Source organism: Pedobacter jaeyakensis (assembly GCF_054461315.1).
The window spans coordinates 1587656-1613391 of record NZ_CM136921.1 but is presented as its reverse complement, the minus strand read 5'-3'; the positions used below and the strand labels follow the sequence as shown (position 1 = coordinate 1613391).

21 protein-coding genes are annotated in these 25736 nt (G+C 40.5%); 5 read left to right on the top strand and 16 right to left on the bottom strand.

Annotated elements, in window-relative coordinates; all coding sequences use genetic code 11:
* The first annotated feature begins 84 nt into the window (after positions 1 to 84).
* On the top strand, positions 85 to 384 hold the full coding sequence (locus ACXZ1K_RS07095) for an FtsB family cell division protein (RefSeq protein WP_458972689.1): 300 nt from the start codon (positions 85 to 87) through the stop codon (positions 382 to 384).
* On the opposite strand, the gene ACXZ1K_RS07090 is transcribed toward ACXZ1K_RS07095, so the two are convergent.
* The 5 genes from ACXZ1K_RS07090 to ACXZ1K_RS07070 form a co-directional block, all read right to left on the bottom strand.
* A complete protein-coding gene (locus tag ACXZ1K_RS07090) occupies positions 381 to 2465 on the bottom strand; it encodes a hypothetical protein (RefSeq protein ID WP_458972688.1) in 2085 nt (694 codons plus the stop codon). The two genes, ACXZ1K_RS07095 and ACXZ1K_RS07090, sit on opposite strands and share 4 nt — an antisense overlap.
* Complete coding sequence (fabG, locus tag ACXZ1K_RS07085) at positions 2466 to 3209, bottom strand: 3-oxoacyl-[acyl-carrier-protein] reductase (protein ID WP_458972687.1); 744 nt, start codon at positions 3207 to 3209, stop codon at positions 2466 to 2468.
* 29 nt (positions 3210 to 3238) lie between these two features.
* Entirely contained in the window at positions 3239 to 4294 is a 1056-nt protein-coding gene (locus tag ACXZ1K_RS07080) for an agmatine deiminase family protein (RefSeq protein WP_458972686.1), read from the bottom strand.
* On the bottom strand, positions 4278 to 5153 hold the full coding sequence (locus ACXZ1K_RS07075; protein WP_458972685.1) for a carbon-nitrogen hydrolase: 876 nt from the start codon (positions 5151 to 5153) through the stop codon (positions 4278 to 4280). The genes ACXZ1K_RS07080 and ACXZ1K_RS07075 overlap by 17 nt, the downstream gene beginning before the upstream one ends.
* Positions 5154 to 5237: 84 nt before the next feature.
* Complete coding sequence (locus tag ACXZ1K_RS07070; RefSeq protein ID WP_458973241.1) at positions 5238 to 5471, bottom strand: cysteine-rich CWC family protein; 234 nt, start codon at positions 5469 to 5471, stop codon at positions 5238 to 5240.
* 79 nt (positions 5472 to 5550) lie between these two features.
* Here ACXZ1K_RS07070 and ACXZ1K_RS07065 point away from each other — a divergent pair, with 79 nt between their 5' ends.
* Positions 5551 to 7674 (top strand): LruC domain-containing protein, encoded by a 2124-nt coding sequence (locus ACXZ1K_RS07065; protein ID WP_458972684.1) that lies wholly within the window; start codon positions 5551 to 5553, stop codon positions 7672 to 7674.
* Positions 7675 to 7753: 79 nt separating this feature from the next.
* On the opposite strand, the gene ACXZ1K_RS07060 is transcribed toward ACXZ1K_RS07065, so the two are convergent.
* The 8 genes from ACXZ1K_RS07060 to dctA form a co-directional block, all read right to left on the bottom strand.
* Entirely contained in the window at positions 7754 to 10138 is a 2385-nt protein-coding gene (locus ACXZ1K_RS07060) for a ribonucleoside-diphosphate reductase subunit alpha (RefSeq protein WP_458972683.1), read from the bottom strand.
* Between the two features lie 66 nt (positions 10139 to 10204).
* On the bottom strand, positions 10205 to 11179 hold the full coding sequence (locus tag ACXZ1K_RS07055; protein ID WP_458972682.1) for a ribonucleoside-diphosphate reductase small subunit: 975 nt from the start codon (positions 11177 to 11179) through the stop codon (positions 10205 to 10207).
* Between the two features lie 366 nt (positions 11180 to 11545).
* Positions 11546 to 11995 carry a septal ring lytic transglycosylase RlpA family protein gene (locus ACXZ1K_RS07050; RefSeq protein WP_458972681.1) on the bottom strand — a complete coding sequence of 150 codons (450 nt, stop codon included), beginning with the start codon at positions 11993 to 11995 and terminating at the stop codon, positions 11546 to 11548.
* A gap of 107 nt (positions 11996 to 12102) precedes the next feature.
* The gene (locus ACXZ1K_RS07045; protein ID WP_458972680.1) at positions 12103 to 12582 is read right to left on the bottom strand and encodes a methionine-R-sulfoxide reductase; all 480 of its coding nucleotides are present in this window, start codon (positions 12580 to 12582) and stop codon (positions 12103 to 12105) included.
* A 162-nt stretch (positions 12583 to 12744) separates the two neighbouring features.
* Entirely contained in the window at positions 12745 to 13617 is an 873-nt protein-coding gene (sucD, locus tag ACXZ1K_RS07040; protein WP_458972679.1) for a succinate--CoA ligase subunit alpha, read from the bottom strand.
* 68 nt (positions 13618 to 13685) lie between these two features.
* Positions 13686 to 14258 carry a TMEM175 family protein gene (locus tag ACXZ1K_RS07035; protein WP_458972678.1) on the bottom strand — a complete coding sequence of 191 codons (573 nt, stop codon included), beginning with the start codon at positions 14256 to 14258 and terminating at the stop codon, positions 13686 to 13688.
* 2 nt (positions 14259 to 14260) lie between these two features.
* Positions 14261 to 15070, bottom strand: a complete 810-nt coding sequence (locus tag ACXZ1K_RS07030) for a 3-keto-disaccharide hydrolase (protein WP_458972677.1) — start codon at positions 15068 to 15070, stop codon at positions 14261 to 14263.
* Entirely contained in the window at positions 15067 to 16341 is a 1275-nt protein-coding gene (gene dctA / locus ACXZ1K_RS07025; protein ID WP_458972676.1) for a C4-dicarboxylate transporter DctA, read from the bottom strand. The genes ACXZ1K_RS07030 and dctA overlap by 4 nt, the downstream gene beginning before the upstream one ends.
* Before the next feature lie 561 nt (positions 16342 to 16902).
* On the opposite strand from dctA, the gene ACXZ1K_RS07020 reads away from it, so the two are divergent.
* Positions 16903 to 20229 carry a VCBS repeat-containing protein gene (locus ACXZ1K_RS07020; RefSeq protein WP_458972675.1) on the top strand — a complete coding sequence of 1109 codons (3327 nt, stop codon included), beginning with the start codon at positions 16903 to 16905 and terminating at the stop codon, positions 20227 to 20229.
* A gap of 69 nt (positions 20230 to 20298) precedes the next feature.
* Here ACXZ1K_RS07020 and ACXZ1K_RS07015 read toward each other — a convergent pair whose 3' ends face one another.
* Genes ACXZ1K_RS07015 through truA form a run of 3 tightly spaced genes read right to left on the bottom strand, consistent with a single transcriptional unit; the run spans position 20299 to position 23180 of the window.
* Positions 20299 to 20571 carry a hypothetical protein gene (locus tag ACXZ1K_RS07015; RefSeq protein WP_458972674.1) on the bottom strand — a complete coding sequence of 91 codons (273 nt, stop codon included), beginning with the start codon at positions 20569 to 20571 and terminating at the stop codon, positions 20299 to 20301.
* A gap of 56 nt (positions 20572 to 20627) precedes the next feature.
* On the bottom strand, positions 20628 to 22406 hold the full coding sequence (locus tag ACXZ1K_RS07010; RefSeq protein ID WP_458972673.1) for an ABC transporter ATP-binding protein: 1779 nt from the start codon (positions 22404 to 22406) through the stop codon (positions 20628 to 20630).
* Positions 22407 to 22409: 3 nt separating this feature from the next.
* Complete coding sequence (gene truA / locus ACXZ1K_RS07005) at positions 22410 to 23180, bottom strand: tRNA pseudouridine(38-40) synthase TruA (RefSeq protein ID WP_458972672.1); 771 nt, start codon at positions 23178 to 23180, stop codon at positions 22410 to 22412.
* An 84-nt stretch (positions 23181 to 23264) separates the two neighbouring features.
* On the opposite strand from truA, the gene ACXZ1K_RS07000 reads away from it, so the two are divergent.
* Positions 23265 to 23723, top strand: coding sequence for a DUF4293 domain-containing protein (locus ACXZ1K_RS07000; RefSeq protein WP_458972671.1), 459 nt, complete (start codon positions 23265 to 23267; stop codon positions 23721 to 23723).
* Between the two features lie 84 nt (positions 23724 to 23807).
* Positions 23808 to 25706: a DEAD/DEAH box helicase gene (locus ACXZ1K_RS06995; protein ID WP_458972670.1), complete on the top strand. Its 1899-nt coding sequence runs from the start codon at positions 23808 to 23810 to the stop codon at positions 25704 to 25706.
* The last annotated feature ends 30 nt before the right edge of the window (positions 25707 to 25736 follow it).

Sequence of the window (25736 nt, the reverse complement as noted above, 5' to 3'; positions counted from 1 at the left end):
TTGATCTTGAGCCAGCACCTTTAACAGTGCTGGCTTTTTTGTTTTATTTTGGTATTGATTCCAATAAAAGATATATTTGTTTACATGAACCGTTTACTGGAACTGATAAAAAATAAGTACTTCCTATCTGTGATCGCATTTGTGGTATGGATGTTATTTTTTGACAAGAACGACTTTCTTGCCCAGTACGAATTTAAATCTGAAGTAAGCAAACTTCAGGAAGAGAAAGACTTTTATGTTAAAGAGATTGCCCAGGTTAAAAAAGACTTGAATGAGCTCAATACCAATCTAAACACCGCAGAGAAGTTTGCCCGGGAAAAGTATTTCATGAAAAAGGATAATGAAGATGTTTTCGTAATTATCCACGAAGATAAAAAGGATTAAACTTCTCCATTTCTTTTCCTTAAAAACCATTCCGAACTTAACAAAACCATGATTAACGCAAATAGCCACTTGTAGTTGATAAGCTCTTCATATTTTCGGTCTTCGTAGCTCAGCGTTTTGACATTCTCGTTGTTGATAATCTCCTCATAAATTTTGGAAAGAGAATTTGGCATATACATTTTACCGTTAGTTTGGGCAGATAGATTTCCTAACAACTCGTGGTTAGCAATGGTTTGCTGATATTCCTCGACGATATTGTTGATGTAAAATAATCCGGTTGCGCTGTAAGCTTTGCCCCCCAACCTGGTTGCTGCGGTATAATTATACCTTCCCGGAGGTAAAGATCCGGCGTTAAGCTGGTAACCAGATTCTGTCCTGGAGAACAAATAATTGTAAGACTTGCCCTTTTCATTTTTCACCTGTATGCTAACATCTGGAGTATTTACAGGCATATAACTATCATTATAAAGTGCAGCGTTGACCAATACGGCTTCATTCTCATCAAAAGCATTCTTCGCGGTATAAACTTTGAATTTCCGCTTATCATCTTTTAAAGAGAGGTACTGCACAGATTTACTGATCAAACCACCAACTACTGTTTCTTCTATATTATCCAATGCCTCAGAAAGCTTCCATCTCCAGATCCCCTCTCCTATCAAATATTCCGTCTTTTTACCGTCGTCGGTAGTAAAAATAAGTTGCGGATATTGCGTTTTTATTTTACCAATACGTTGATTGAGGGCAATGGTTGCATTGCCATTTACGGTTATGCTACCAAAAGGGGCTAATAGGGGGTCAAAGTTCTCCAAAATCTTCGAAGATGCGGCATCGATACCAAATGCGGTAAAATTAGGATTGGCATCGGAATAAACTTCTTGCAATGCACTAATATTCCCAGCATAGCTTATACCCTTCTGCATTTGATTAAATGCTGGAAGATTGCTCTGAGCACCTAACACATACCAGGTAGAAATATTGGACTGCTTTACCCGACTGAGAAAGGCTTGTGCTGTGTTATCAACTGATGGAAGCTGATATAGGATTACCATACCGTAATCCTTTAAGTTAACCGCATTGAGCTCATCGCCAATCATTACTTTAACCTCATAATGCTGATTGGCTGCAATTGCCTCTTTAAGAACAGCAACATCAGGGTGAGGTGCCGCAGCGGCAATCAGAACCTTTTGCTTCGCATCAATCACGTCTACAAAGATGTGTTGGACATTGTTAGTCACTGATATCTCGTTAGGTAATGAACCAAGTGAAATGGTATAGCGTTGTAAACCCAGCCTGGAAGCTTTAAGCTTTAACTGTACATTTTTAACAAAGGCATTTGAAGTAATCTGCACTGGGGCGGTAGCTACTTCCTTTCCATTTTCATATGCTGTCAGTTTGCTAGCTGCGCCATTACTCTCAAAAGCCTGTACCTGAACGTCAAGTGTAAATTCATTATCGAGGTAAACAATTTCATTACTGTTCACATTCGCAATGATCAGGTCTTTTTTAGGAATTGTATCACCAAGGGCTATGGTATATATAGGGGCCTTTAGTTTGCTAACATCGTAGAGAACGCTTCCACCCCGGTTAAATATACCGTCTGTAGCTAAAATAACTGCCCCGACATTTCTATTGAGCAATTCATCATTAAGCCTGCCTATTAATTTAGAAGCATTGGTGATCTTTCCTTTATAAGAAAAATCAAATCCTGACTTAACGCTATCGCTGAAACTGTAGCGACGGACTTCGTATTTTTCCGATAAACGGTCAGCCAGCTGCTGCAGATCTTTCTCGTATTTGCTTTTGTTAAACCCTGCAGGTTCAATATGCCCTGCGGATATGGAGTTATCCTGGCCAATAACAACAATAGGCTTTTCTAATTGGTAGGACACGCTGCGAAGCAGCGGAAAAAAAAGCAGGAAGGAAATGATGGTTATGATTAACGCCCTTCCTGCCGCCAGTGCAAATCTTACATTTTTACTTAAATGCGTCGTCTTACTATAAAGTATCCATGCGAACAGTAAACCTGCAAAGGTACAGCCACATAACGCTAAAAAAGTGTAAAATGTAAAGGAATCGCCCATCTACAACATACCGCCACAAACCGACAGCACTTGTCCTGTTACGTAAGCGCTCATTTCGGAGGCTAGAAATAAGCAAACGTTTGCTACATCCTCCGTTTCGCCTGCCCTTTTCAATGGTATTCCGTCCTCCCATCCTTTCACCACTTTTGGGTCCAAAACGTCAGTCATCTCTGTACGGATAAAACCAGGAGCAACTACATTGGTACGTATATTTCTTGACCCAAGCTCTTTAGCTAAGGATTTAGAAAATCCAATAATACCTGCCTTAGAAGCAGCATAGTTTGCTTGTCCGGCATTCCCCTGAACACCTACTACAGAGCTCATGTTGATGATAGAACCTTTACGTGCCTTCATCATCACTTTTGAAGCGGCTTTACAGACATTAAATACTGATTTCAGGTTTACATTGATCACATCATCCCACTGATCCTCGCTCATACGCATCAACAGACCATCTTTAGTAATGCCCGCATTGTTTACAACGATATCCAATGCCCCAAAATCAGCAACAATGGTATTGATCAGTTGCTCTGCCTCATCAAATTTAGAGGCGTCTGAACGATAACCTTTTATTTTAGTGCCATAGCTTTCCAGTTCTGCTACAAGTGCCTCGCCTTTCTCTACTGATGAAAGATAGGTAAAAGCAACATTTGCACCTTGTTCTGCAAACTTCTCCGCAATTTTACGCCCTATTCCTTTAGATGCACCAGTAATAAGTGCTGTTTTTCCTTCTAATAACTTCATTAATATATTTCTTTTTCTTATTAATCTTTTTAAACTGCTGGTTCTTGCTGACTAAGGCAATGAAAGCTCCCGAGCCCCCAAATGATGTCCGTTGAATCAATTCCAATCACTTTCCTATCGGGAAAAACACCTTGTATGATGTCAAGTGCCTTCTGGTCGTTCACATCCCTGAAAGTGGGAACCACAACCACTGCATTAGCAATATAAAAATTTGCGTAAGAGGCGGGCAGTCTGGTGTCTTCGTGTATTACTGGCGACGGCATAGGCAACTTAATGATATTTAATGGCTTTCCATTAACTAGCGTCATGCCTTGCAAGGTCTGCAAGTTTTCCTGAAGCAACAAATAGTTCTCATCAAGCGGATTACTTTCTACAACTGTAAGCACAGTATCTTCATTTACAAATCGGGTAATGTCATCAATATGACCGTCAGTGTCATCGCCAACTATTCCATCGCCTAACCACAAGATTTGCTGGGCACCATAACATTCCTTAAGGTATTCCTCAATTTCTTCTTTAGTTAAATGTGGATTTCTGTTTTTATTTAACAGGCAAGCAGTAGTGGTCAAAATGGTTCCTGCACCGTTAAATTCAACTGAACCTCCTTCCATCACAATCCCCGGATTAAATACGGGGATATCCAGATGATCAGCAATAAGTGTGGGTATCACATCGTCTTGCTCAAAAGGGGGATACTTTCCTCCCCAGGCATTATAACCCCAATCTACAATAACCTTTTTTGACTCAGCGGCGGGGTTAAGCAAGAAAGCCGGGCCATGATCCCGGCACCAGGCATCATTGCTCGGGTTAAAATAAAACTCTATTTGCGACAGATCAACGCCCTGCTCAGTAAGTTTCTCTATTGCAAAGGCCTTCGTTTCTTCATCGTTAACGTTGATTCTCACCTTCTCGCCTTCTGCTACAGCTTTTATAAACTGGCAATATGGAGCATAAATGGTGTCAATTTTACCCGGCCAGGATTCCTCTTTATGTGGCCAGGTAAGCCAGGTGGCTTCATGTTTTGCCCACTCCGGTGGAAAACTATAACCTGCCTTTTTGGGCGAATGATCAAATAGATTCGTCATCAATATATCTTTTAGTGATCTGTGAATAACTGTCTATTCTTCTGTCGCGCAAAAACGGCCAGTGCGTTCTATAGCTGTCGGATTTCGACATATCTATTTCTACTACTTTAAGTTCTTCTTCGTTATGAGGTGCTTGGTAAAGTATGGTTCCGAAAGGATTGGAAACGAAGGATCCTCCCCAAAATTCAATATCTGCTTCTCTTCCAACCCTGTTAATACTGACCACAGGAATTCCATTGGCTATAGCGTGTGACCGCTGAATGGTTTGCCAGGCATTATATTGTTCAGTATTGGTAGGCAAATCTTGTGTTGTTGCCCAACCTATCGCAGTTGGGTAAACCAGGAAATCTGCACCCATTAGGGCTGTAAGCCTTGCTGCTTCTGGATACCATTGATCCCAACAAATCAGCACACCGATCTTCGCGTATTTGGTTTTGAAGACTTTGTAACCAAGGTCGCCAGGCGTGAAGTAAAACTTCTCGTAAAAACCCGGGTCATCAGGAATGTGCATTTTACGGTATTTACCCAGATATTTGCCATCTGCATCTAATACAGCTGTAGTATTGTGATACAAACCTTCAGCACGTTTTTCAAAGAGAGAAGCCACTATGACAACATTCAATTCTGCTGCAACGATAGCAAGTGCATCGGTTGATGGGCCGGGAATGGACTCGGCCAATTTAAAGTTCTGATAGTCTTCTTCATCGCAAAAGTATAGGGATGTAAAAAGTTCCTGCAGGCAAACCACTTGTGCACCCTGCGCAGCAATTTCCCTGATCTTTACAATTGCTTTATCTAAATTCTCCTGCTTGTTGCTAGTGCAGCTCATTTGCACCAAACCTACTTGTACTTTAGCCATTGATAATTAACAAATAATTTTGGGTAAAGTTAGCCAAAAAAACTAAAATGGTAGCGGCAGGATCGTCTAAAATCGTTGCGGAGGCTACTGCCTGATATCGCCTACAACAGTGCTATTTTGACTAAAAGTAGACTGATATTCTTGTTGCAGGGAAAATAAACAAAATGAACAAAGGCAACCATCATGCTGTTCACTAATGAACTGCATTTCGTTCAGAGTTAACTGAACCACGCTGCATTGGCATTTGGTGTAGGAATTTGCCTTACACTCTATAGGCGAACCGCAACGTTCACAAGGTATTATTTCATGTTTTGTCATGCCTGTTGCAAAGATACGAACCTTAGGCGGCATCTGCTTTGAAGGCTTTCTTTATTACATTACTATTAAAAAAACGGTTATGAAAAAGAAAATCTTCCCTCTATTAAGCCTGTTTTTTATGATTGCCGCTATTAGCGCATGTAAGAAAAACAGCTCCAAAGATCCCCTTCCAGATCCAGGAACGGGTACACAAGTGCCATCATCTTTTAGTTATGCCACAACTAAAGACTTGTCTGTTTCGGTAAGGCTTTTGACCAATAGCGACAAGCCAATTCAAGGCGCTGTGCTCAATATTAGTGACCCAACGAATCCTGAAAGGATATTTCTGCGTGCAGTTAGTGATGCGAATGGTTATGTTAGAGGAACAGTATCCCTTCCTTCATATCTTGATACTTTGATAATCAGCCCAAATTTTGTTGGTTTAATGAATAAGGTGAAATCTCGAATTGGAGATAAAACGGCGCTAAATATAATTGTGGGCGGTCAGTTTATGGCAAGTGGGGATGTCGTTCCCGAAACAGTAACACCATTTATTGGCGCTCCGGGATCGATACTATCCACTATAGCGGGAGGCAAATCTTTAACCCTTAGCTATGGTTATCCTTCACCTTATACCTCATCTAGCGATGCTATCGCAACTAGCTCAACCTACCCGTTTGCTTTAGGCCGACCAAAATACTTGGATGCAACACCTGATGCAATTGACATCACGTTGCTTAACTTTATCAATGCATCACTCCCGGAGGGCAAACCTTTGACCACATCTCATCCCGAATATTTAGCTACCAGTGCAACGAATAATATTGTGGTGACGCAGGCAAGCGATATTTCAGTAACATTTGTTTCTGAAGGGGCGAGCTATTTAAACAGTTTAGCCTATTATAGCTATGATACCGATGATCCGCCAACAAACAATACGCTCGGCGGCATTTTAGGCGGTATAGATAAAATTACCATGGTATTTCCAAATGCTTCGGGTTATCAATCTGGCGGGGGTTTACTTTCTGGTGATAAAGTGAAACTCGGCAGATTTGAAGCCGGAACAACTATTGCATTTGTATTGCTTCAAAATGCATGGAATGGCTCAGGAGTTTCAACTTCAGGTACTAAGTTTTATTCTGAAACTAAATTCAATCCAGAAGCGTCTAGTTCCAGGAGAAAACACTCTGTCTTGTTATATGACGACGTCCATAGCCTTTACCTGCTTGGATTTGAGGATACCAGTCGCGAATCAAATTCCGATAACGACTTTAATGATCTTGTTGCTTACGTAACTGCTAACCCAGTTACTGGAATAGCAAACACAGGTGTTTCACTAATTGATAAGAGTGGAGACGCCGATAATGATGGCGTAATTGATCAGCTTGATGATTATCCAAATGACGCATCTAGAGCGTTCACCACTTATTCCCCTTCAAGCTCAGGTTGGTCTACACTGGCATTTGAAGACAATTGGCCAACTCGAGGCGATTATGATGTCAATGATTTGGTGGTAAACTACAGATACACATTTATCGCAAATGCACAAAATGCTGTTGTAGAAATGACTGGAGAATTTATGCCAGTTGCCGCCGGTGCGACATTTAAGAATGGCTTTGGGGTACAATTTCCGTTTTCGGCATCTGCAGTAAGTAGTGTTACAGGGCAAAGTCTGCAGAATAGTTACATCCAACAAGCATCTAATGGCGTGGAGGCTGGCCAGGCGAAAGCGGTAATAATTCCGTTTGATAATCATGAAAACTTGCTGAAGAATGCAGATGGAAGTCCGCAGGTAAATACGGATCCATCTAAACCGAAGGCCACACCATCAAAAGCTACTGTGAATGTGAAATTCGGCAGTCCTATTGCAGCGGCAAACTTTGGAACGGTACCATTCAACCCTTTTTTAATCGTTAATTTGAAAAGAGGTTATGAGGTGCACTTACCTAATAATGTACCAACAGACAAGATAAACACCAGTTTACTTGGGACAGGCGACGACAACAGTACTCCCGCAACAGGGCGGTATTTCCTGAGCAAAGACAGTTCCCCATGGGGGCTAAGCTTTACGGATACCTTTAGTTATCCAATAGAGTTTAAACCTATCACTGAAGCGTATCTTCATTTTAACGACTGGGTAAAATCTGGAGGCACTTCCTTTAAAGACTGGTATGTCAATACTTCGGCAGGTTATCGTGCCAGTAGTGGTATTTACAGCAAATAATTAATGTAAAAATGAAAAGGCTGGCTATGATTTTTGAATCATGCCAGCCCTTTGCATTTAAATATATTGGGTTAGAATATTAACCTGAACAGCTGATACAGCCTTCTTCCATAGTACAAACTGGACCCTCTATAATTTCTTCGGCACTCTGTTTTTGTGAAATGTGCTCAGGAATTACTGGCTCCATGTTTTTACCTGCCTGATTCTCTACGGTAAACTTAACGGCTTGCGAGGCAGCTTGTGTACGTAAGTAATACATACCTGTCTTCAGTCCCTTTTTCCACGCATAGAAGTGCATTGAGGTTAGTTTTGAAGTATTTGGTGCATTTATGAATAGATTTAATGATTGCGATTGGCAGATATAGGCACCTCTGTCGGCAGCCATATCGATAATACTACGCATTTTAATTTCCCAAACAGTTTTATATAATTCTTTGATGTAATCAGGTATCTCAGCGATATCCTGAATAGATCCATTAGCCAGGATAATTCTATCTTTCATAGCTGGGGTCCATAATCCAAGTGCTACAAGATCTTTTAACAAATGTTTGTTTACCACGATAAATTCACCACTTAATACACGTCTTGTATAGATATTGGAAGTATATGGCTCGAAACATTCATTGTTACCCAATATTTGTGAAGTAGATGCAGTTGGCATAGGAGCAACTAACAAAGAGTTGTAAACACCGTCCTTAATTACCTTTTCACGCAAAGTTTCCCAATCCCAGCGGTTACTATCTGGAGTAACATTCCATAGATCAAATTGGAATTTGCCTTTAGAAAGTGGTGAACCTTCAAAAGTTTGGTAAGGTCCATTTTTTACAGCCAGATCATGAGAAGCAGTCATTGATGCGAAATAAATAGTCTCAAAGATCTCTTTATTTAAAATACGGGCGCCCTCACTTTCGAAAGGCAGGCGCATTAAAATAAATGCATCTGCTAATCCCTGCACCCCTAAACCCACAGGTCTGTGGCGCATATTCGAATTTCTTGCTTCTTCAACAGGGTAATAGTTGTAATCGATGATCTTATTCAGGTTCAAAGTAGCCTGATAAGTTACATCATATAATTTTTGGTGGTCAAATTCACCGTTGATCACAAATCTTGGTAAAGCAAGGGAAGCAAGATTACAAACCGCAACTTCATCTTTAGACGTATATTCTATAATTTCAGTACACAAGTTAGAACTCTTAATTGTTCCCAGGTTCTGTTGGTTGGACTTGCTATTTGCAGCGTCTTTGTACAATAGGTAAGGTGTACCGGTTTCAATTTGCGAATCAAGGATCGCAAACCATAATTCTTGTGCTTTAATTGTTTTACGGGCTCTTCCTTCTCTTTCGTAACGCTCATATAGCGCATCGAATTCTGCACTATGGCAATCTGCTAAACCAGGAGCTTCATCCGGCGAGAATAAACTCCAGTCGCCATTTTCTTCAACACGTCTCATAAACAAATCACATACCCAAAGGGCGTAGAATAAATCACGGGCACGTAACTCCTCTTTACCATGGTTCTTACGCAGATCAAGGAAACTAAATACATCAGCATGCCAAGGTTCTAGATAAATGGCAAAGGCACCTTTACGTTTACCTCCACCCTGGTCTACATAACGGGCAGTATCATTAAATACTTTTAGCATTGGCACAATACCATTACTTGTTCCATTGGTACCTCCAATATATGCTCCCGTAGCGCGGATGTTATGAATACTTAAACCAATACCACCAGCACTTTGAGATATTTTCGCTGTTTGTTTCAGGGTATCATAAATTCCCTCTATACTATCATCCTGCATGGTTAAAAGGAAGCAAGAAGACATTTGAGGTTTAGGTGTAGCTGCATTGAACAAAGTCGGCGTGGCATGAGTAAACCAACGTTCGCTCATCAAGTTATAAGTTGCAATAGCACTTTCTATATCTCCTTTGTGAATTCCAACTGATACGCGCATGAACAAATGTTGAGGGCGTTCAACGATTTGTCCATCAACTTTCAAAAGGTATGACTTTTCCAAGGTTTTGAAGCCAAAGTAGTCAAAGCCAAAATCCCTGTCATAGATAATAGTGCTGTCCAACAACTCAGCATTGTCTTTGATTACTTCCCAAACGTCATCTGCAATTAGCGAGGAAGGCTTTCCTGTTTTAGCATCAATGTAGGTGTACAACATCTCCATTGTTTTGGAAAAAGACTTTGTAGTATTTTTATGCAAGTTCGATACTGCAATACGAGATGCAAGCAAAGCATAATCAGGATGCTTTGTTGTTAGTGAAGCTGCCGTTTCTGCTGCCAGGTTATCCAGCTCAGATGTGGTAACACCGTCGTAAAGTCCTTCGATTACCTTTTTTGCTACATCGATAGGATCTACTAGTTCCGCATTAAACCCGTAACATAACTTTTCAATGCGGGCAGTTATCTTATCAAACCTCACCGCTTCTTTGCGGCCATCTCTTTTTAGTACAAACATATTATTTCAGGGATTTAGTTATCTATTTAAATATAAGCTATGATTAAATTTTACTGGGTTGCGGAACTAAAAGTCGTCATCTAGAGAAAACGCAGAAGCTTTATCTTCTGTTGAAGTCAACACACCACTCTTTTGGTAATCACCTACCCTTTTCTCAAAGAAATTGGTTTTTCCCTGAAGGGAAATCATTTCCATAAAATCGAAAGGATTGGTGGCATTATAAATTTTGGTATATCCAAGTTCACCAACCCATCTGTCGGCTACAAATTCAATATACTGTGACATAAGCTTGGCATTCATTCCAATTAATGCTACCGGAAGTGCATCAGTAATAAATTCCTTCTCAATTTCTACGGCATCTTTAATAATCGCATGAACCGCTTCTTCGGTAAGTTTATTAGAGAGCATGCTATATAACAGACAGGCGAATTCACAGTGCATACCCTCATCTCTCGAGATCAATTCATTACTGAAAGTAAGCCCCGGCATCAACCCGCGTTTTTTAAGCCAGAAAATAGAGCAGAAACTTCCACTAAAGAAAATTCCTTCTACTGCTGCAAAAGCTACCAGACGCTCAGCAAAATTACCGCCCTCTATCCAACGTAAAGCCCATTCTGCTTTACGTTTAACGCAAGGAACAGTATCTATAGCGTGGAATAGCCTGTCTTTCTCTTCGGGATCTTTGATGTAGGTATCAATCAGTAAAGCATAAGTTTCAGAATGAATGTTTTCCATCATAATCTGAAAACCGTAAAAGCATCGTGCTTCAGGTAATTGCACCTCACTCATAAAATTAACAGCAAGGTTTTCATTTACGATACCATCACTTGCTGAGAAGAAGGCTAAAATATGCGAGATAAAATGACGCTCACCACTATTTAAATTGTCCCAGTGTTTTTGATCATCTGAAAGATCAATTTCTTCTGCGGTCCAAAAGCTAGCCTCGCTCTTTTTGTACATTTCCCAGATTGCCGGGTACTTAATTGGTAAAAGAACGAACCTGTCCTTGTTTTCTTTCAAAAGTACTTCTTCTTCTTGCATTGCCTCTTTTTAATAGTGAATGATAATTAGGGGGCGGTACTCCATAAATCTTACAGCCTAGAAATCCGTACTTAATGATAAAAGATTAAAAAACTTTTCAATTCCTACAATCTTAAGCAATTAAATACTAAACCTTTAACTAAAAATCTGTGTGTGATTTATTAAAGAACCTTACTAAAACAAATATAAAGTATGAGGCCTTTTTTGTAGAACAAAGTTGTTAACAACTAGAGGAAATCGAGAGTTTAAAAGATCAGATTACAGTCATAATCAATCCATAAAAAAGCTAATTATTTCTTTTTAAGGGGTTAGGGAAAGTCTAGTAATGTTAATAATTTAAAAAAACTGACTTTAATGTCAGGATAGTTAGGTATTATCTTCTGGCAAGAGATAGCTAATTTCTACCCTAGATTGGCCCTTTTTATAGAACCCAAGTTCCTTCGCCGCAGCTTCCGAAACGTCAATCATATATTTTTTAGAATGAGGGCCTCTGTCATTGACTGTTACGTCTACAGACTTACCGTTATCCAGATTGGTTACCGTGACTATTGTTCCAAACGGAAGAGTTAAATGCGCAGCTGTCATTTTTTTACCACGATACCTTGCCCCACTTGTCGTTTTTCTCCCCTCAAACTTCTTCGCATAATAGGTGGCATACCCACTTTTTAATGACATTTTAGATGTTGAAACTATTTCCGCTTCAGGATTTGTTACAACACTGTTATTAGAAACATTTGATACAAGTTCTTCAGAAGAATTTTGAGCGAAACCCAAAGAAGAGATAAGCATACCGCATAAAAATAAACAATACTTCATATTTACTATAGTTGGTGAGCCAGCAAACATAAGCAAACTAACCACTTATCAAAAAAAAGCCCGGGAAGTTATCCCCGGGCTTTATAGCAATATCTATAAATATAATTTTATTTCTTATCAGGAACAAAGTTCATGGAAATTGAATTTACACAGTTCCTGGTATTTTTAGCTGTGAAACCTTCGCCGATAAAAACGTGCCCAAGGTGGGCCTTACAATTTGCACAAACAATTTCTGTTCTTGTACCATCTGCATCAGGAATTCTTAGTACAGCCCCTTTAATCTCATCGTCAAAGCTTGGCCATCCGCAATGTGATTCAAATTTAGATTCAGAGCGGTACAACGGTGCGTTGCAACGCTTGCAAGTATAAGTACCTTTTTCCTTATTATTGAGCAGACTTCCAGTACCGGGGAATTCTGTCCCCTTTCTTACGATCACATCTTCTTCTTCCTTAGTTAACTTATTCCATTCCATATTCTTTCCTGTTTTCTTTGGGTCCTCTTTTTTTGGATTCTGGGCGCAGGCCAATAAACCTGTCATCAAGAACAAACCGCTTAAAAGTAATGTTTTATTGATCAAAGCTTTCATCTGTATCTGATTAGTTAAAGCAATATACGCACATCATTGTTGCTAAGTTTTAACCTCATGCCATAATACTGTCATTATGGTTAGATGCGGATCAGCTGTACTTATAAAAAAGAAAAGCTCCGATGAAATTCACCAGAGCTTTCGTTTTATACAAGAAGGTTTTTATTTTTTTAATAGCGCAACCATAGCCTCTCCGATTTCAGCCGGGCTTTCTACCACGGTGATACCGCATTCTGCCATAATTTTCATCTTCGCAGCTGCTGTGTCGTCAGCACCACCTACTATAGCCCCCGCGTGTCCCATTCTACGTCCAGCCGGAGCTGTCTGTCCTGCAATAAAGCCAACAACCGGTTTAGTTCCGTTCTCTTTAATCCAGCGTGCAGCCTCAGCTTCCATTCCGCCACCGATTTCACCGATCATAATGATACCTTCAGTTTCTGGATCGTTCATTAACAGCTCAACTGCTTCTTTAGTAGTTGTACCAATAATTGGATCGCCACCAATACCAATTGCTGTAGTAATACCTAAGCCTGCTTTAACTACCTGATCTACTGCTTCATAAGTTAACGTTCCAGATTTTGAAACTACGCCTACCGTACCTTTTTTGAAGATAAAGCCAGGCATGATGCCGATCTTAGCTTCTCCAGCAGTGATAACGCCGGGACAGTTCGGGCCTATTAAACGACAGTCTTTGTCAGAAATATATTCTTTAACTTGAATCATATCCTTCGTTGGGATACCTTCAGTTATGCACACTATAACTTTAATACCGGCTTCTGCTGCTTCCATAATGGCATCAGCCGCAAAAGCTGGTGGAACAAATATGATGGATACATTTGCACCGGCTTTGTCAACGGCATCTTTAACTGTATTAAAAACCGGTTTATCAAGATGAGTTTGCCCACCTTTACCCGGTGTAACACCGCCTACAACATTAGTTCCGTATTCAATCATCTGAGAAGCATGATAAGTACCCTCATTACCGGTAAAGCCCTGAACAATAACTTTTGAATCTTTATTTACTAAAACACTCATGTATCCTTATTTTTTGATGCAAACTTAGAGAAAACTGGCTTCAATTACGAAAGCAATTGAAAAAAAATTCAACTTAGTTTTTTCTCTACCCTGCTATCAGGGATAAACCATATGATCGCTACAGCAACATAACAAACAATTCCAATAACAGGAGAAATAAAACTTCCCCCTATTGCAACGGCATAGATGATGGTAGATAACAAATCCTTCCCTTGTCTTTTAAATGTTGCAGCAAAATCAGAATCGGGTCCGTGCAAATTCAATAACGTTCGTTCCAGGATAAAATAAGCCATGGCAGCCATAAACATTACGCAGCCATAAACTGCTACTGGCCAGGTTTCATAGTGATTTTCCCCCATCCATGCTGTGGCAAACGGAAACAAGGATAGCCAAAAAAGCAAATGGAGGTTAGCCCATAATACTTTCCCATTTACCTTTTTAACCAACTGCATCATGTGGTGATGATTGTTCCAATAAATACCGACATAGATGAAGCTAAGTATATAGCTCATAAATACCGGAAATAAATCCAGTAAAGCACCGATACTGCTATTATGCGGCACTTTTAACTCCAATACCATGATTGTTATAATGATAGCTAAAACCCCATCACTAAACGCTTCCAATCTACTTTTATTCATATCTACTTTTTAACCAATAGTTCCTTAATTCTAATGTTCTTAAAGTCTACAGGTTGTCCCTCGCTCTGCAAAGCGATGAAACCGCTGCTCAGCAGCTTACCGTCTTGTTTATACTTTGGATCATACCCATTGGCAACTCCTCCACCTATTTGTGGCTTGGAATACTGAAGGACGGTATCCCCATTTATAATGTGTTTAATAAGTGAATCGCCCAACACAATCAATTCACCTTTAACCCACTGCTCTCCATCGTAAGTCTTTGAACTAGAGTTGATGCAATGGTCAGTCGCAATTTTTCCTTGATACACCACATCTGTACCGGGAGAGCACATGTTACCCGTTGGTCTTGATCTCCCATCCCCGAGTCCGGCCAGCAACTGCATCTCTATCGATATTGGCCAGTCCTGTTCCTTCAGCATTGTTCTGGGGTCTTGAGAATGAAACATTACACCACTATTTAAAAGCGTATAGTCTGGTGCCCCTCTTTGCTGTTTGCCCACGAATCGATATTCGAATTTCAAGTGATAATAGGAAAAGGGAGTTTTGTAATAAAGATGACCAAACTGGTTGTTAAAATCACCATATTGGTCATACCTGATCTGAATAATGCCATCAACAACTCTGAACGTATTACCAAAGTTCTCGCCCACTTCATGATGATAGATCTTTACAAACCAGTCATTGATGTCCTTGCCATTAAACAATGGCTTAAAACCCAGTTCTGCATCATTAGCAGTGTTCTTTTTTCTAATGCCCCCACATCCCGTTATCAATGCGCACAAAATTATTACCAGTACTAATTTACTTTTCATAGTCTACTTTCTTCATTTTTTTCTATTGTTGCCGGCTGTATCGCCAGTTTGTATTTTTCTTCGTCAAATTCATTCTCGCTCTTTGCAATTACTATCGTGGCAATGCCGTTGCCAATCATATTTGTAATGGCCCTTGCCTCAGACATGAATCTATCTACACCTAGTAATATTGCTATGTGTTCTACCGGCATAATCTTCAATGCAGTTAATGTAGAGGCTAGAACAATAAACCCACTTCCGGTTACACCTGCCGCACCTTTTGAAGTTACCATCAAGACCGCCAGGACGCTTAATTGCTGACCAATTGATAAATTTATATTAAAAACCTGACAAAGAAATATTACTGCCATCGAAAGGTAGATAGCTGTTCCATCCAAATTAAATGAATATCCTGTCGGGATGACCAAGCCCACCACAGATTTTTTGCAACCTATTGCCTCCATCTTCTGCATCATACTGGGTAATACTGATTCTGATGATGACGTCCCTAAAACAATCAAGATCTCCTGTCTAATGTATTTGAGATATTGCCATATGCTAAATTTATAAAACCAGCAAATCCCATTCAGCACAAAAAAAATAAAGAGCAAGCAAGTCAGGTAAACAGCTCCCATCAATTTCGCCATTGGCAATAGCGTCTCCAGTCCATAGGTACCTACACTATATGCCATTCCTCCAAAGGCACCTAGGGGCGCTACCCGCATTACCACTTTCATAATGTTAAATAAAACCTTGGAAATTTTGTCGAACGTGCTCAGCAAAGAATGTCCGCTTTCCCCCATTTTATTAAGACCATAGCCAAACAAAATGGCGAAGAATAAGATCTGGAGAATCTCACCTTTCGTAAAAGCTTCAAAGATATTATGAGGGATAATATGTGCCAGAAATTCCAGCCAATTAATCCCATCAGCCTGGCCGGTATAAGCTTTTAATTTTTCTACATCGCCTTCAGCTACTTTTAATCCGATACCCGGCTTTAAAATATTGGCTACCAACATACCTGCTACGATGGCAAACGTAGTCACTATCTCAAAATATAGCAGGGCTTTTCCGCCAACGCGACCTACTTTTTTCATATCACCCATATGGGCAATACCCAAAACAATGGTCAGAAAAATAATCGGAGCAATCAACATACTTATCATATTGATAAAACTCTGACTGATCAATTTGGCTTGAGGTGCAAAACCCGGATAGAACGCACCAACGAACACACCAAAAGTAATAGCAGCCAACACCTGAAAAGTCAGGTTTGAAAGTATAGATTTCATTTTACTAGTATAAGAATTTTTTTAGATAAGTAAGGACTTGGCAGCCATCTCCACACTTTGTCCATCATAATCCCCAAGATAAATCCCCGGAATTCCACAAACTTCGTTGTATGCTATTTTAACGACCCTTTACATTTTGGCGTTCAATTTGCCTAAGTAATGGTATAGGGATAAGTGAAAGGGCGTATCAATATAAAGTTGATGCGACCGTTTCCGGATCAGTAGAATGGCTTTGAGGGATGCCATTCTGCTGACCCCGGAAAAAATAAAAGCTCCTGATCTCAGGAGCTTTTTTTATGTTTTGCCTGCCCTTCACGGATCTCCCGCTCACAGGACTTTTTTCTTATTAACCAGGCGATTTTTAGGTATTTCCTCTGCCTTATTTTCTGTTAACAATTTACCATTAAATATGTTCGCTGTTGCTAAAATTTATCAACAAATCAACATTTATCAACCAAATTGGTACCTAATTCTTTTAAGCACTAAAATTAGCGCCAGCCGATAGAGAATTTTTGAAATAATTCATTATCTTCAATTAGAAATTAAACCACTACTAGCCAAATGTATCCCTATTCCAAATTAGCTTCAAGATGCTTCTTGCTTGCATTTATTTTTTTTCTTTCCTGCAACAATACACATAACAATCAGACTGAAAATACCCTTTTTACTACCTTGCCTTCAGAAAAAACGCATATCGAATTCAACAATGTGATCACAGAAGATCCACATGCCAATGTGATGTCGTACCAATATTTTTATAATGGTGGTGGCGTGGCCGTTGGAGATCTAAATAATGACGGACTGGACGACATCTATTTCTCAGGCAATATGACCCCCGCAAAATTGTACCTCAATAAAGGTAAAATGGAATTTGAGGACATTACTGCCAAAGCGGGTTTTGATGAATTTGAACCTTCCTGGAAAACCGGAGTTACCATGGCTGATGTAAATGGTGATGGAAAGCTAGACATTTATCAATGTTATTCAGGAGGCCTACCTGCGCCTAACAGGCAAAACAAACTTTATATCAATCAGGGTAACGATCAATCCGGAGCACCAATTTTTAAAGAACAAGCTGCCGATTACGGATTGAATGACGATTCTTATAGCACCCAAGCAGTATTTTTTGATTATGATAAAGATAACGATCTGGATCTTTTCCTACTTAATCATAACCCTAAAGTATTTACTACACTTGAAGAACAATCTGCACAAACAGTTCTTAAAGAGCCAGCTCCTAAAATCAGGGTAAAGCTTTTTAAGAACAACAATAACTTATTTACGGATGTGACAGATCAGGCTGGTTTAATCAATACTGCTTTTACTTATGGTTTAGGTGCAGGAATTGCCGACGTAAATAACGATGGCTGGTCTGACATTTATATATCTAACGACTATTCTGCACCGGACTACTTATATATAAATAATGGCGACGGTACTTTTACAGATCAGTTGAGCGGTACCATGGGGCACACTTCTATGTATTCTATGGGCAATGATGTTGCCGACATCAACAATGACGGGCTGGCGGATATATTAACTGTGGATATGCTACCCGAGGACAACCATCGCCAAAAACAATTATTCGCCCCGGATAATTATGAGTACAATAACATACGGCTAAACCTGGGTTTCCACCAACAGGACATGCGCAACATGCTGCAAATTAATAATGGAAACGGCACATTTAGCGAAATCGGGCAACTAGCCGGAATTTCCAATACAGATTGGAGCTGGGCACCTTTGTTTGCCGACTATGATAACGATGGTTTTAAAGACCTATTTGTAAGCAACGGTTATATGCGCGATTATACAGACATGGACTTTCTAAAGTATCAGGGAGACTTTTTAAGACAAACGGACCCAGATATCGTCAGGCAAAACCTATTAGAAGTCATTAACAAAATCCCTTCATCCAATGTAAAGAATTACTTGTTTAAGAATAATGGCGATCTTACTTTTTCCAATAAGACAACGGAATGGGGTATTGAATTACCATCCAACAGTAATGGGGCGGCATATGCCGATCTGGATAATGATGGAGATCTGGATATCGTTGTAAACAACATCAATCTCCCAGCTTTTATATACCAGAACTCCTCATCAGAAAAAAATAAGAACCAGTTTCTAAAAGTTAAACTAAATGGCGCGGGCGGCAACACACAAGGCGTTGGCGCAAGGTTATGGCTGTACAGTGGAGGCAAATTACAATACCTGGAACAAAACCCATCAAGAGGTTATCAATCCAGTGTTAGTCCTGTTTTGCACTTTGGCCTTTCTGAAAAAGCAAATATTGATTCTCTCAAGATTACTTGGGCAAGTGGTAAACAGCAAATTTTAAGTAAGGTAAAAACAAATCAAACAATAGTTCTGTCTGAAAAAGACGCGCTACAAAAAGCCATTCCTTCAAAGTCAGTTTCATCGTTATTTACTCAAGTTAAATCCCCGGTTTCATTTAGCCAGCCGACAAATACCATAAATGATTTTAAACGCCAGCCTTTGCTTACCAATCCGCTTTCTTTTGGCGGACCATGCATGGCTAAAGCTGATGTGAATGGCGACGGCCTGGAAGATTTGTACATTGGAGGTGATGAAAATCAGCCAGGAATGTTATTCATGCAAAACAAAAATGGTTCGTTCACGATCAAATCAAATCCTGCTTTTAATGAACCAAAAAGACCGCAGGATGCTGACGCCACATTTTTTGATGCCAATAATGATGGGAAGCTAGATCTATATGTTGCCAGTGGTGGATATAGTAGCTATCTAACTGATGACAAGCTTATGCTGGACAGACTCTATCTCGGTGATGGAAAAGGAAACTTCCGTGTTAGTCCGTCAAAATTACCTATTATGTTGAGCAGTAAAGGCTGCGTAGCTGCAGGTGATGTGAATGGAGATGGTTTTACAGATCTATTTGTTGGCGGCAGAGTAATTCCTGGAAGGTATCCGGAAACGCCACAAAGCTATTTATTGATTGGCGATGGCAAGGGCGGCTTCAGCGATCAGACCTCCAGTATTGCACCACAATTGCAAAAAATTGGGATGGTGACAGATGCGGAATGGGCAGATCTGAATGGCGACAATAAACCTGACCTGGTACTGGCAGGTGAATGGATGCCACTTACCATAATGATCAATGAGAAGGGAAAATTAACCAATAAAACCACTGCCTATCTAGGAAAAAATTACTCCGGCTGGTGGAACAAGATCCTGCTGGAAGATATCAATGGTGATGGTAAGCCCGATCTCGTAGCAGGAAACATGGGCTTGAATACACAATGTAAGGTCAGCGAAAAAGAACCGGCAGAGCTATATTTTAAGGATTTTGACGACAATGGCTCAGTAGATCCAATGCTATGTTTTTACATACAAGGAAAAAGTCATCCTTATGTGTCACGTGATGAACTTCTAGACCAAATGAGTATTATGCGTACTCGCTTTGCTGATTACAAAAGCTACGCAGATGCAGACATGAAAGATATTTTTAAACCAGAGGAGTTGAAAGGCGCTTCCCGGTTAACCGCAAATTGTTTGAAGACAGTAGCCTTTATCAACAATGGCAATAGCAAGTTCCGGGAGATCGCATTGCCTGCACAGGTACAATACGCACCGATATTCACGATTACTACATTAGACTATAACAAAGACGGGCATAAAGACTTGCTATTATGCGGAAATATAACCAAAGCGCGGCTGAAGTTCGGAAAGAGTGATGCGAACTTTGGGGTACTTCTTAAAAATGACGGAAAGGGGGATTATTCCTATATCCCACAAAGTGCATCGGGTTTTAAATTACTAGGGGATGTACGAAGTACAGTAGCTATAAATAACAAGCTACTTTTCGGCATCAATCAAAGCAACCTGGTTACTTACCAGCTCAAATAAAATTGCTTTAAATTAAAAAAAGAGGAGTCCAGAAAGGCATCCTCTTTTTTTATTTGAAATTAACCTGAGTTAAGAATTTCCGAAGATGGCTCTATAGGCCGACCAGCATGCATTCCTTATTTCACGCGGAAGTTCATCTTTCACATAAAACTGCATACCTTTTTCGTTATAAAAATAACGGAAGTAATTGCCAAGTCTGTCCGGCTGCTCGCCTGTCTGGCTGTTCTTCCTGGCATTCAGCCATAGCGCATACGTTACTTCAACCCCATTAAGGGCATTTTCAAGATCTTGTATTTTACCGGAATTTTTGTCGTTCAATATCAATTCACTATAATCACTCATATACTATTCCATTAACCAACAAAGGTAGGCATAATATATGGGTAAACTGGAATACTCTAAGAAACAGGCGTTTTGATACCCACTGAGTTGAACTGAAGATCGTACAGACGCTTGTAATACCCATTTAGCTTCAACAGTTCCTGATGGGTACCACGTTCTTTAATTTCACCCTTATCCAGCACTAAAATCTGATCTGCTTTTTGTATGGTTGATAACCGATGGGCGATAACAATAGACGTTCGCCCCTGCATCAGGTTTTCAATAGCACGCTGAATCAGCATTTCTGTTTCTGTATCTACTGATGAAGTAGCTTCGTCCAGCACCAGAATTGCCGGATTATAAACCAGGGCACGTATAAAAGAAATCAGCTGTGCCTGTCCGGCAGATAGTGTGGCACCCCGCTCCATTACATTGTATAAGTAACCACCTGGCAACCTTTCAATGAATTCATGCGCACCCACCTTTTTGGCAGCATCCACAACCTGCTCCATCTGGATCTCAGGATTATTCAGGGTAATGTTGTTAAAGATAGTGTCAGAGAAGAGAAATACATCCTGCAGTACGGTAGCAATGTTTTTGCGCAGGTGGTTTAGCTCATAATCCTGGATCTTTACGCCATCCACTTTAATCTCCCCTTTTTGGATCTCATAAAAACGGTTCAAAATATTTATAGTAGATGATTTTCCAGCCCCCGTCGCACCTACTAGCGCAATCGTTTTACCGGCGCCTACCCTAAAGGAGATGTCCTTCAACACGTAATTTTCTTCATTATAAGCAAACCATACGCCCTCAAAGGAGATCTCCCCTTTCATGTTTTTTGTCTGCAGGGTTCCATTATTCTCTGTAACCTCATCGGTATCTAATACCTTAAATACACGCTCAGCACCAACCATTCCCATTTGCAGTGTATTGAATTTATCCGCAAGCTCACGGATTGGCCTGAACAGCATACCCAGGTACATGATAAATTCTGTAATGACACCAGGTTTGACGTTTAAGGGGTGTGCAAGGATAGACCTTGATCCGTACCAGATCAACAGACCGGTAGATACAGCAGAGATCACTTCAACTACCGGGAAAAATATAGAATAATACCAATTAGACCGGATATTGGCATCTCTGTAACGCGCATTGATATTCACAAACTTCTTATATTCCTGCTGTTCTCTCGCAAAATACTGGATAATGGATATCCCTGTAATGTGTTCCTGCAGGTAGGTATTGAGGTTAGAAACCTCTGTTCTTATTTGCTGAAAAGCAATCTTAATGGCTTTCTGAAATATCGACGTAGCCACAATCAGCAATGGCACAGGCAGCAACACTACAATGGTAAGCATCCAGTCACGCGTTAACATCACGGCCACAATAACCACAACCATCAGCACGTCTCCAATAATCATGATCAAGCCTTCAGAGAAAATCTCCGCAATGGTTTCCAAGTCGGAAACAGTACGGGTAATCAACTGCCCTATTGGTGTGTTATCGAAATACTTTAAACGAAGTGTTGTGATGTGGTTAAAAACATTGATCCGCAGGTCTTTCACTGCCGATTGGCCGAGGGTATTGGTGAGCAGCGTGTGGCTATATTGAAATGCAGTTTGCAAAACCAACAGTAACAGCATTAATAAAGTCATGTTCAGCAACCCCGGGTAATCCCCAGCAAAAATGTAGTGATCCAGCGTGTAGCCAATAATGATTGGTCGCAACGGCGCAATAACTGCCAGGAGTATGGTAAGTACTACAGACCAAATAAAGGTACGCTGGTAAGGTTTAACATATTGAAAAACCCTTTTCAGTAAACCTACATTTATAACATCTCCTGTTATCTTAGACATATCTCAATTGACATAAGGATATTTAACGCTAACCAGGTAAAGACCACATGCTGGAACCGACTGTCCTGCCTTACTCCTGTTTTTGCTGATTATAATGGATTCGAATTCTGCTAAGGTAATTTCATTTTTACCAATCTGCACAAGCGTACCTACAATAGCGCGTACCATATTCCGCAAAAAGCGATCTGCACGAACCGTAAAGCGTAACGCTCCATCTTCTTCAGTAAAAAAAGCCTCCGTTACTTTGCAATTATTGGTAAAAGTTTGAGTATTGGATTTACTGAAGCAGGAAAAATCAGTAAAACGCGGCAAAATAGCAGCTGCCTGGTTCATCACCTCCACGTCCAGGTTACCTTTAAATAACCAGGACCTGTCCAGTTTAAAGGGGTCCTTGTTAAAATGAATGTAATAATGATAGGCCCTTTCTGTAGCATCAAACCTGGCATGCGCATCATCCTGAACCTTAAAAATCCGTTTCACGGAAATTTGATACGGCAATAGCGAATTTATACCGCCAACTGCCCTGTCCATTGTCTGTCCATCTGGAACAGGTTGGTCATCATCAAAATCCAGGTCGAAATGCGCAAAAAACTGCGTAGCATGAACCCCGGCATCTGTACGTCCACAGCCTAAAGTGCAGACAGTTTGCCTGAAATAGGTAGACATGGCCTTATCCAAACATTCTTGTACCGTAAGCGCATTAGGCTGTATTTGCCAGCCATGGTATAGGGTGCCGTTATATGCCAGCTCAATAAAATATCGCGTTCTGTTCAATGCTACAAATCTAACGTTCTAAATCTATTTTTAGATTGCTTAGTTTTGGTGTTTTAATATCTTTGTTAAAATTATGGAATTGATATGATACAGAGAATTCAGTCTGTTTGGTTGCTACTCGCTTCGCTAACATTGTTACTACTCCTCGTAGTGCCGGTTATAGGTACTGTCAATGGAGCAAAAGAATTCTGGATCCAGGCCACAGGTTTATTCCAGCAGGAAAATGGGGTCACTACCAAAATCGACTCTTTCAGGCCGCTGTACATTTCGGTGGTTGCCGTTGGCGTAATGGCGCTAGCAATTATCTTCAATTTTAAAAGACGGACTTTACAGAAAAGAATGATTGGCGCACTCATCGCGATGATCGGCGGAATCTCGTTTTGGACCTTTAATTTTGCGCAGAAAATTCCAGGTGGATTAGAGCATGCTTCTTACAAATTTGGGGTTGCTTTACCGATCCTGGCTATACTATTTTGTGCACTTGCAATACGCGGTATCACAAAAGATGAGCAATTGTTGAGATCGGCAGAAAGACTCAGATAATTAAGCTCCTCATTTTTATTTAGTTACGTTACAGTAAAATACCAATTATTAACCATACCTTTGCGGCTTAATAAATTATAATACATGACAAACCCATTTAGTAAATTGGGGATAAGTGATGACGTTGTTAATGCTGTAAAGGATTTAGGTTTCGAAAATCCAACACCTATTCAGGAACAAAGTATTCCTGTACTGTTAGAGGGCAATAACGATTTTGTTGGTTTGGCCCAAACAGGAACAGGAAAAACAGCCGCATTTGGTTTGCCGCTGTTGGAATTGATAGACTTTAAGAGCAATAAGCCGCAGGCGCTGATTTTATGCCCTACAAGAGAGCTTTGCTTACAGATTACCAGTGACATCAAGAATTTCTCAAAAAACATCTCTGGTGCTAATGTTGTTGCCGTTTACGGTGGAGCAAACATTATGCAGCAGTTGCGTGAAATTAGAATCGGTGTACAAATAGTTGTGGCTACACCGGGCCGTATGTTAGACATTATTGGCCGTAAAGCTATAGATTTCAGTAATGTGAAATATGTAGTTTTGGATGAAGCCGACGAAATGTTGAATATGGGCTTCCAGGAAGACATTAACGACATCTTGTCGACTACTCCTGATGACAAAAAAACATGGTTATTCTCCGCTACAATGCCTCCAGAGGTTAGAAGAATAGCTAAAAATTACATGGACTCTCCAGTAGAGTTAACCATGGGTACCAAAAATACCGGTAACGTAAATATCGAGCATGAGTACTACATCGTACGTGCCAGAGATAAATATGCTGCCTTAAAGCGTATCGTAGATTTCAACCCCGAAATCTTTGCTGTAGTATTCTGCAAAACCAAACTGGACACTCAGGACGTTGCAGAGCATTTGATCAAAGATGGTTACAATGCAGATGCGTTGCATGGAGATCTTTCTCAGCAACAACGCGACAAGGTGATGCAACGTTTCCGCGATCGTAACATGCAATTGCTAATTGCTACTGATGTTGCTGCACGTGGTATCGATGTAAACAATGTAACACATGTAATCAATTACTCTTTACCAGACGAAATTGAAAGTTATACGCACCGTAGTGGCCGTACTGGTCGCGCCGGAAAAACTGGTATCTCTATCTGTATCGTTAACTCTAAAGAGATCGGTAAGATCCGTCAGATTGAAAGAATCATTGGAAAACAGTTTACCAAAGCTGATCTTCCTACTGGTTTTGATGTTTGCGAAAAACAATTGTTTGCATTAGTACATAAGGTACATAATGTGGAAGTAAATGAATCGCAGATCGAGCAGTACATGCCACGCATTATGGATGAGTTTGCCGAACTCAGCAAAGATGAGGTCATCAAACGTTTTGCTTCTCTTGAGTTTAACCGCTTTTTAGAATATTACAAAAATGCGCCTGATTTAAACTCTTCTGCAGATGATCGTGGTGAACGCGGAGAACGTGGTGAGCGTGGAGAACGCGGATCAAGAAATAGCGAAGGCTATACCCGCTTATTTATCAATCTTGGTTCTGTTGATGATTTCACCAGAGGCGATCTGTTATCTTTTGTTTGCAACAACGGAAAGATCAGTGGAAAAAGTATTGGAAAGATTGATCTAAAAGGTGTGTATTCATTCTTCGAAGTTGAAAACGCAACTGTAGAATCGCTATTCAATAATTTTAAGGGTGTTGAATTCAATAACCGCGGAGTAAGGATTGAAAAAACTGCTGACGGTGACGGCGGCGGTGGTGGTGAACGCAGAGGTGGCGGCGGTGGTCGTGGCTTCGGTGGTGGTGAAAGAAGAAGCGGCGGTGGCTACGGAGGCGGCAGACGCGAAGGTGGAAGCGGAGAACGCAGAAGCAGTGGCGGAGGAAGCGGCAGACGTGAAGGCGGAAGCAGCACAGGTGGCGGTTTCAAAGATTTCTCTGGAAGAAGTCGTGATGACCGTGGCGGAAGCGGCAGACGCGAAGGCGGAAGCAGTGATAGGAAACGCAGATCTTAATCTAGATAAACTACAAAAAAGGCCCTTTTG

Excerpts from the sequence above, each read along its gene's own strand:
- ACXZ1K_RS06995 (WP_458972670.1), top strand. The coding sequence starts at position 23,808 with ATGACAAACCCATTTAGTAAATTGGGGATAAGTGATGACGTTGTTAAT.
- ACXZ1K_RS07075 (WP_458972685.1), bottom strand. The coding sequence starts at position 5,153 with ATGGCTAAAGTACAAGTAGGTTTGGTGCAAATGAGCTGCACTAGCAAC.
- ACXZ1K_RS07035 (WP_458972678.1), bottom strand. The coding sequence starts at position 14,258 with ATGAATAAAAGTAGATTGGAAGCGTTTAGTGATGGGGTTTTAGCTATC.
- dctA (WP_458972676.1), bottom strand. The coding sequence starts at position 16,341 with ATGAAATCTATACTTTCAAACCTGACTTTTCAGGTGTTGGCTGCTATT.
- ACXZ1K_RS07000 (WP_458972671.1), top strand. The coding sequence starts at position 23,265 with ATGATACAGAGAATTCAGTCTGTTTGGTTGCTACTCGCTTCGCTAACA.
- sucD (WP_458972679.1), bottom strand. The coding sequence starts at position 13,617 with ATGAGTGTTTTAGTAAATAAAGATTCAAAAGTTATTGTTCAGGGCTTT.
- ACXZ1K_RS07015 (WP_458972674.1), bottom strand. The coding sequence starts at position 20,571 with ATGAGTGATTATAGTGAATTGATATTGAACGACAAAAATTCCGGTAAA.
- ACXZ1K_RS07065 (WP_458972684.1), top strand. The coding sequence starts at position 5,551 with ATGAAAAAGAAAATCTTCCCTCTATTAAGCCTGTTTTTTATGATTGCC.
- ACXZ1K_RS07010 (WP_458972673.1), bottom strand. The coding sequence starts at position 22,406 with ATGTCTAAGATAACAGGAGATGTTATAAATGTAGGTTTACTGAAAAGG.
- fabG (WP_458972687.1), bottom strand. The coding sequence starts at position 3,209 with ATGAAGTTATTAGAAGGAAAAACAGCACTTATTACTGGTGCATCTAAA.
- ACXZ1K_RS07060 (WP_458972683.1), bottom strand. The coding sequence starts at position 10,138 with ATGTTTGTACTAAAAAGAGATGGCCGCAAAGAAGCGGTGAGGTTTGAT.
- ACXZ1K_RS07055 (WP_458972682.1), bottom strand. The coding sequence starts at position 11,179 with ATGCAAGAAGAAGAAGTACTTTTGAAAGAAAACAAGGACAGGTTCGTT.
- ACXZ1K_RS07050 (WP_458972681.1), bottom strand. The coding sequence starts at position 11,995 with ATGAAGTATTGTTTATTTTTATGCGGTATGCTTATCTCTTCTTTGGGT.
- ACXZ1K_RS07070 (WP_458973241.1), bottom strand. The coding sequence starts at position 5,471 with ATGACAAAACATGAAATAATACCTTGTGAACGTTGCGGTTCGCCTATA.
- ACXZ1K_RS07030 (WP_458972677.1), bottom strand. The coding sequence starts at position 15,070 with ATGAAAAGTAAATTAGTACTGGTAATAATTTTGTGCGCATTGATAACG.
- ACXZ1K_RS07090 (WP_458972688.1), bottom strand. The coding sequence starts at position 2,465 with ATGGGCGATTCCTTTACATTTTACACTTTTTTAGCGTTATGTGGCTGT.
- ACXZ1K_RS07080 (WP_458972686.1), bottom strand. The coding sequence starts at position 4,294 with ATGACGAATCTATTTGATCATTCGCCCAAAAAGGCAGGTTATAGTTTT.
- ACXZ1K_RS07020 (WP_458972675.1), top strand. The coding sequence starts at position 16,903 with ATGTATCCCTATTCCAAATTAGCTTCAAGATGCTTCTTGCTTGCATTT.
- ACXZ1K_RS07095 (WP_458972689.1), top strand. The coding sequence starts at position 85 with ATGAACCGTTTACTGGAACTGATAAAAAATAAGTACTTCCTATCTGTG.
- ACXZ1K_RS07045 (WP_458972680.1), bottom strand. The coding sequence starts at position 12,582 with ATGAAAGCTTTGATCAATAAAACATTACTTTTAAGCGGTTTGTTCTTG.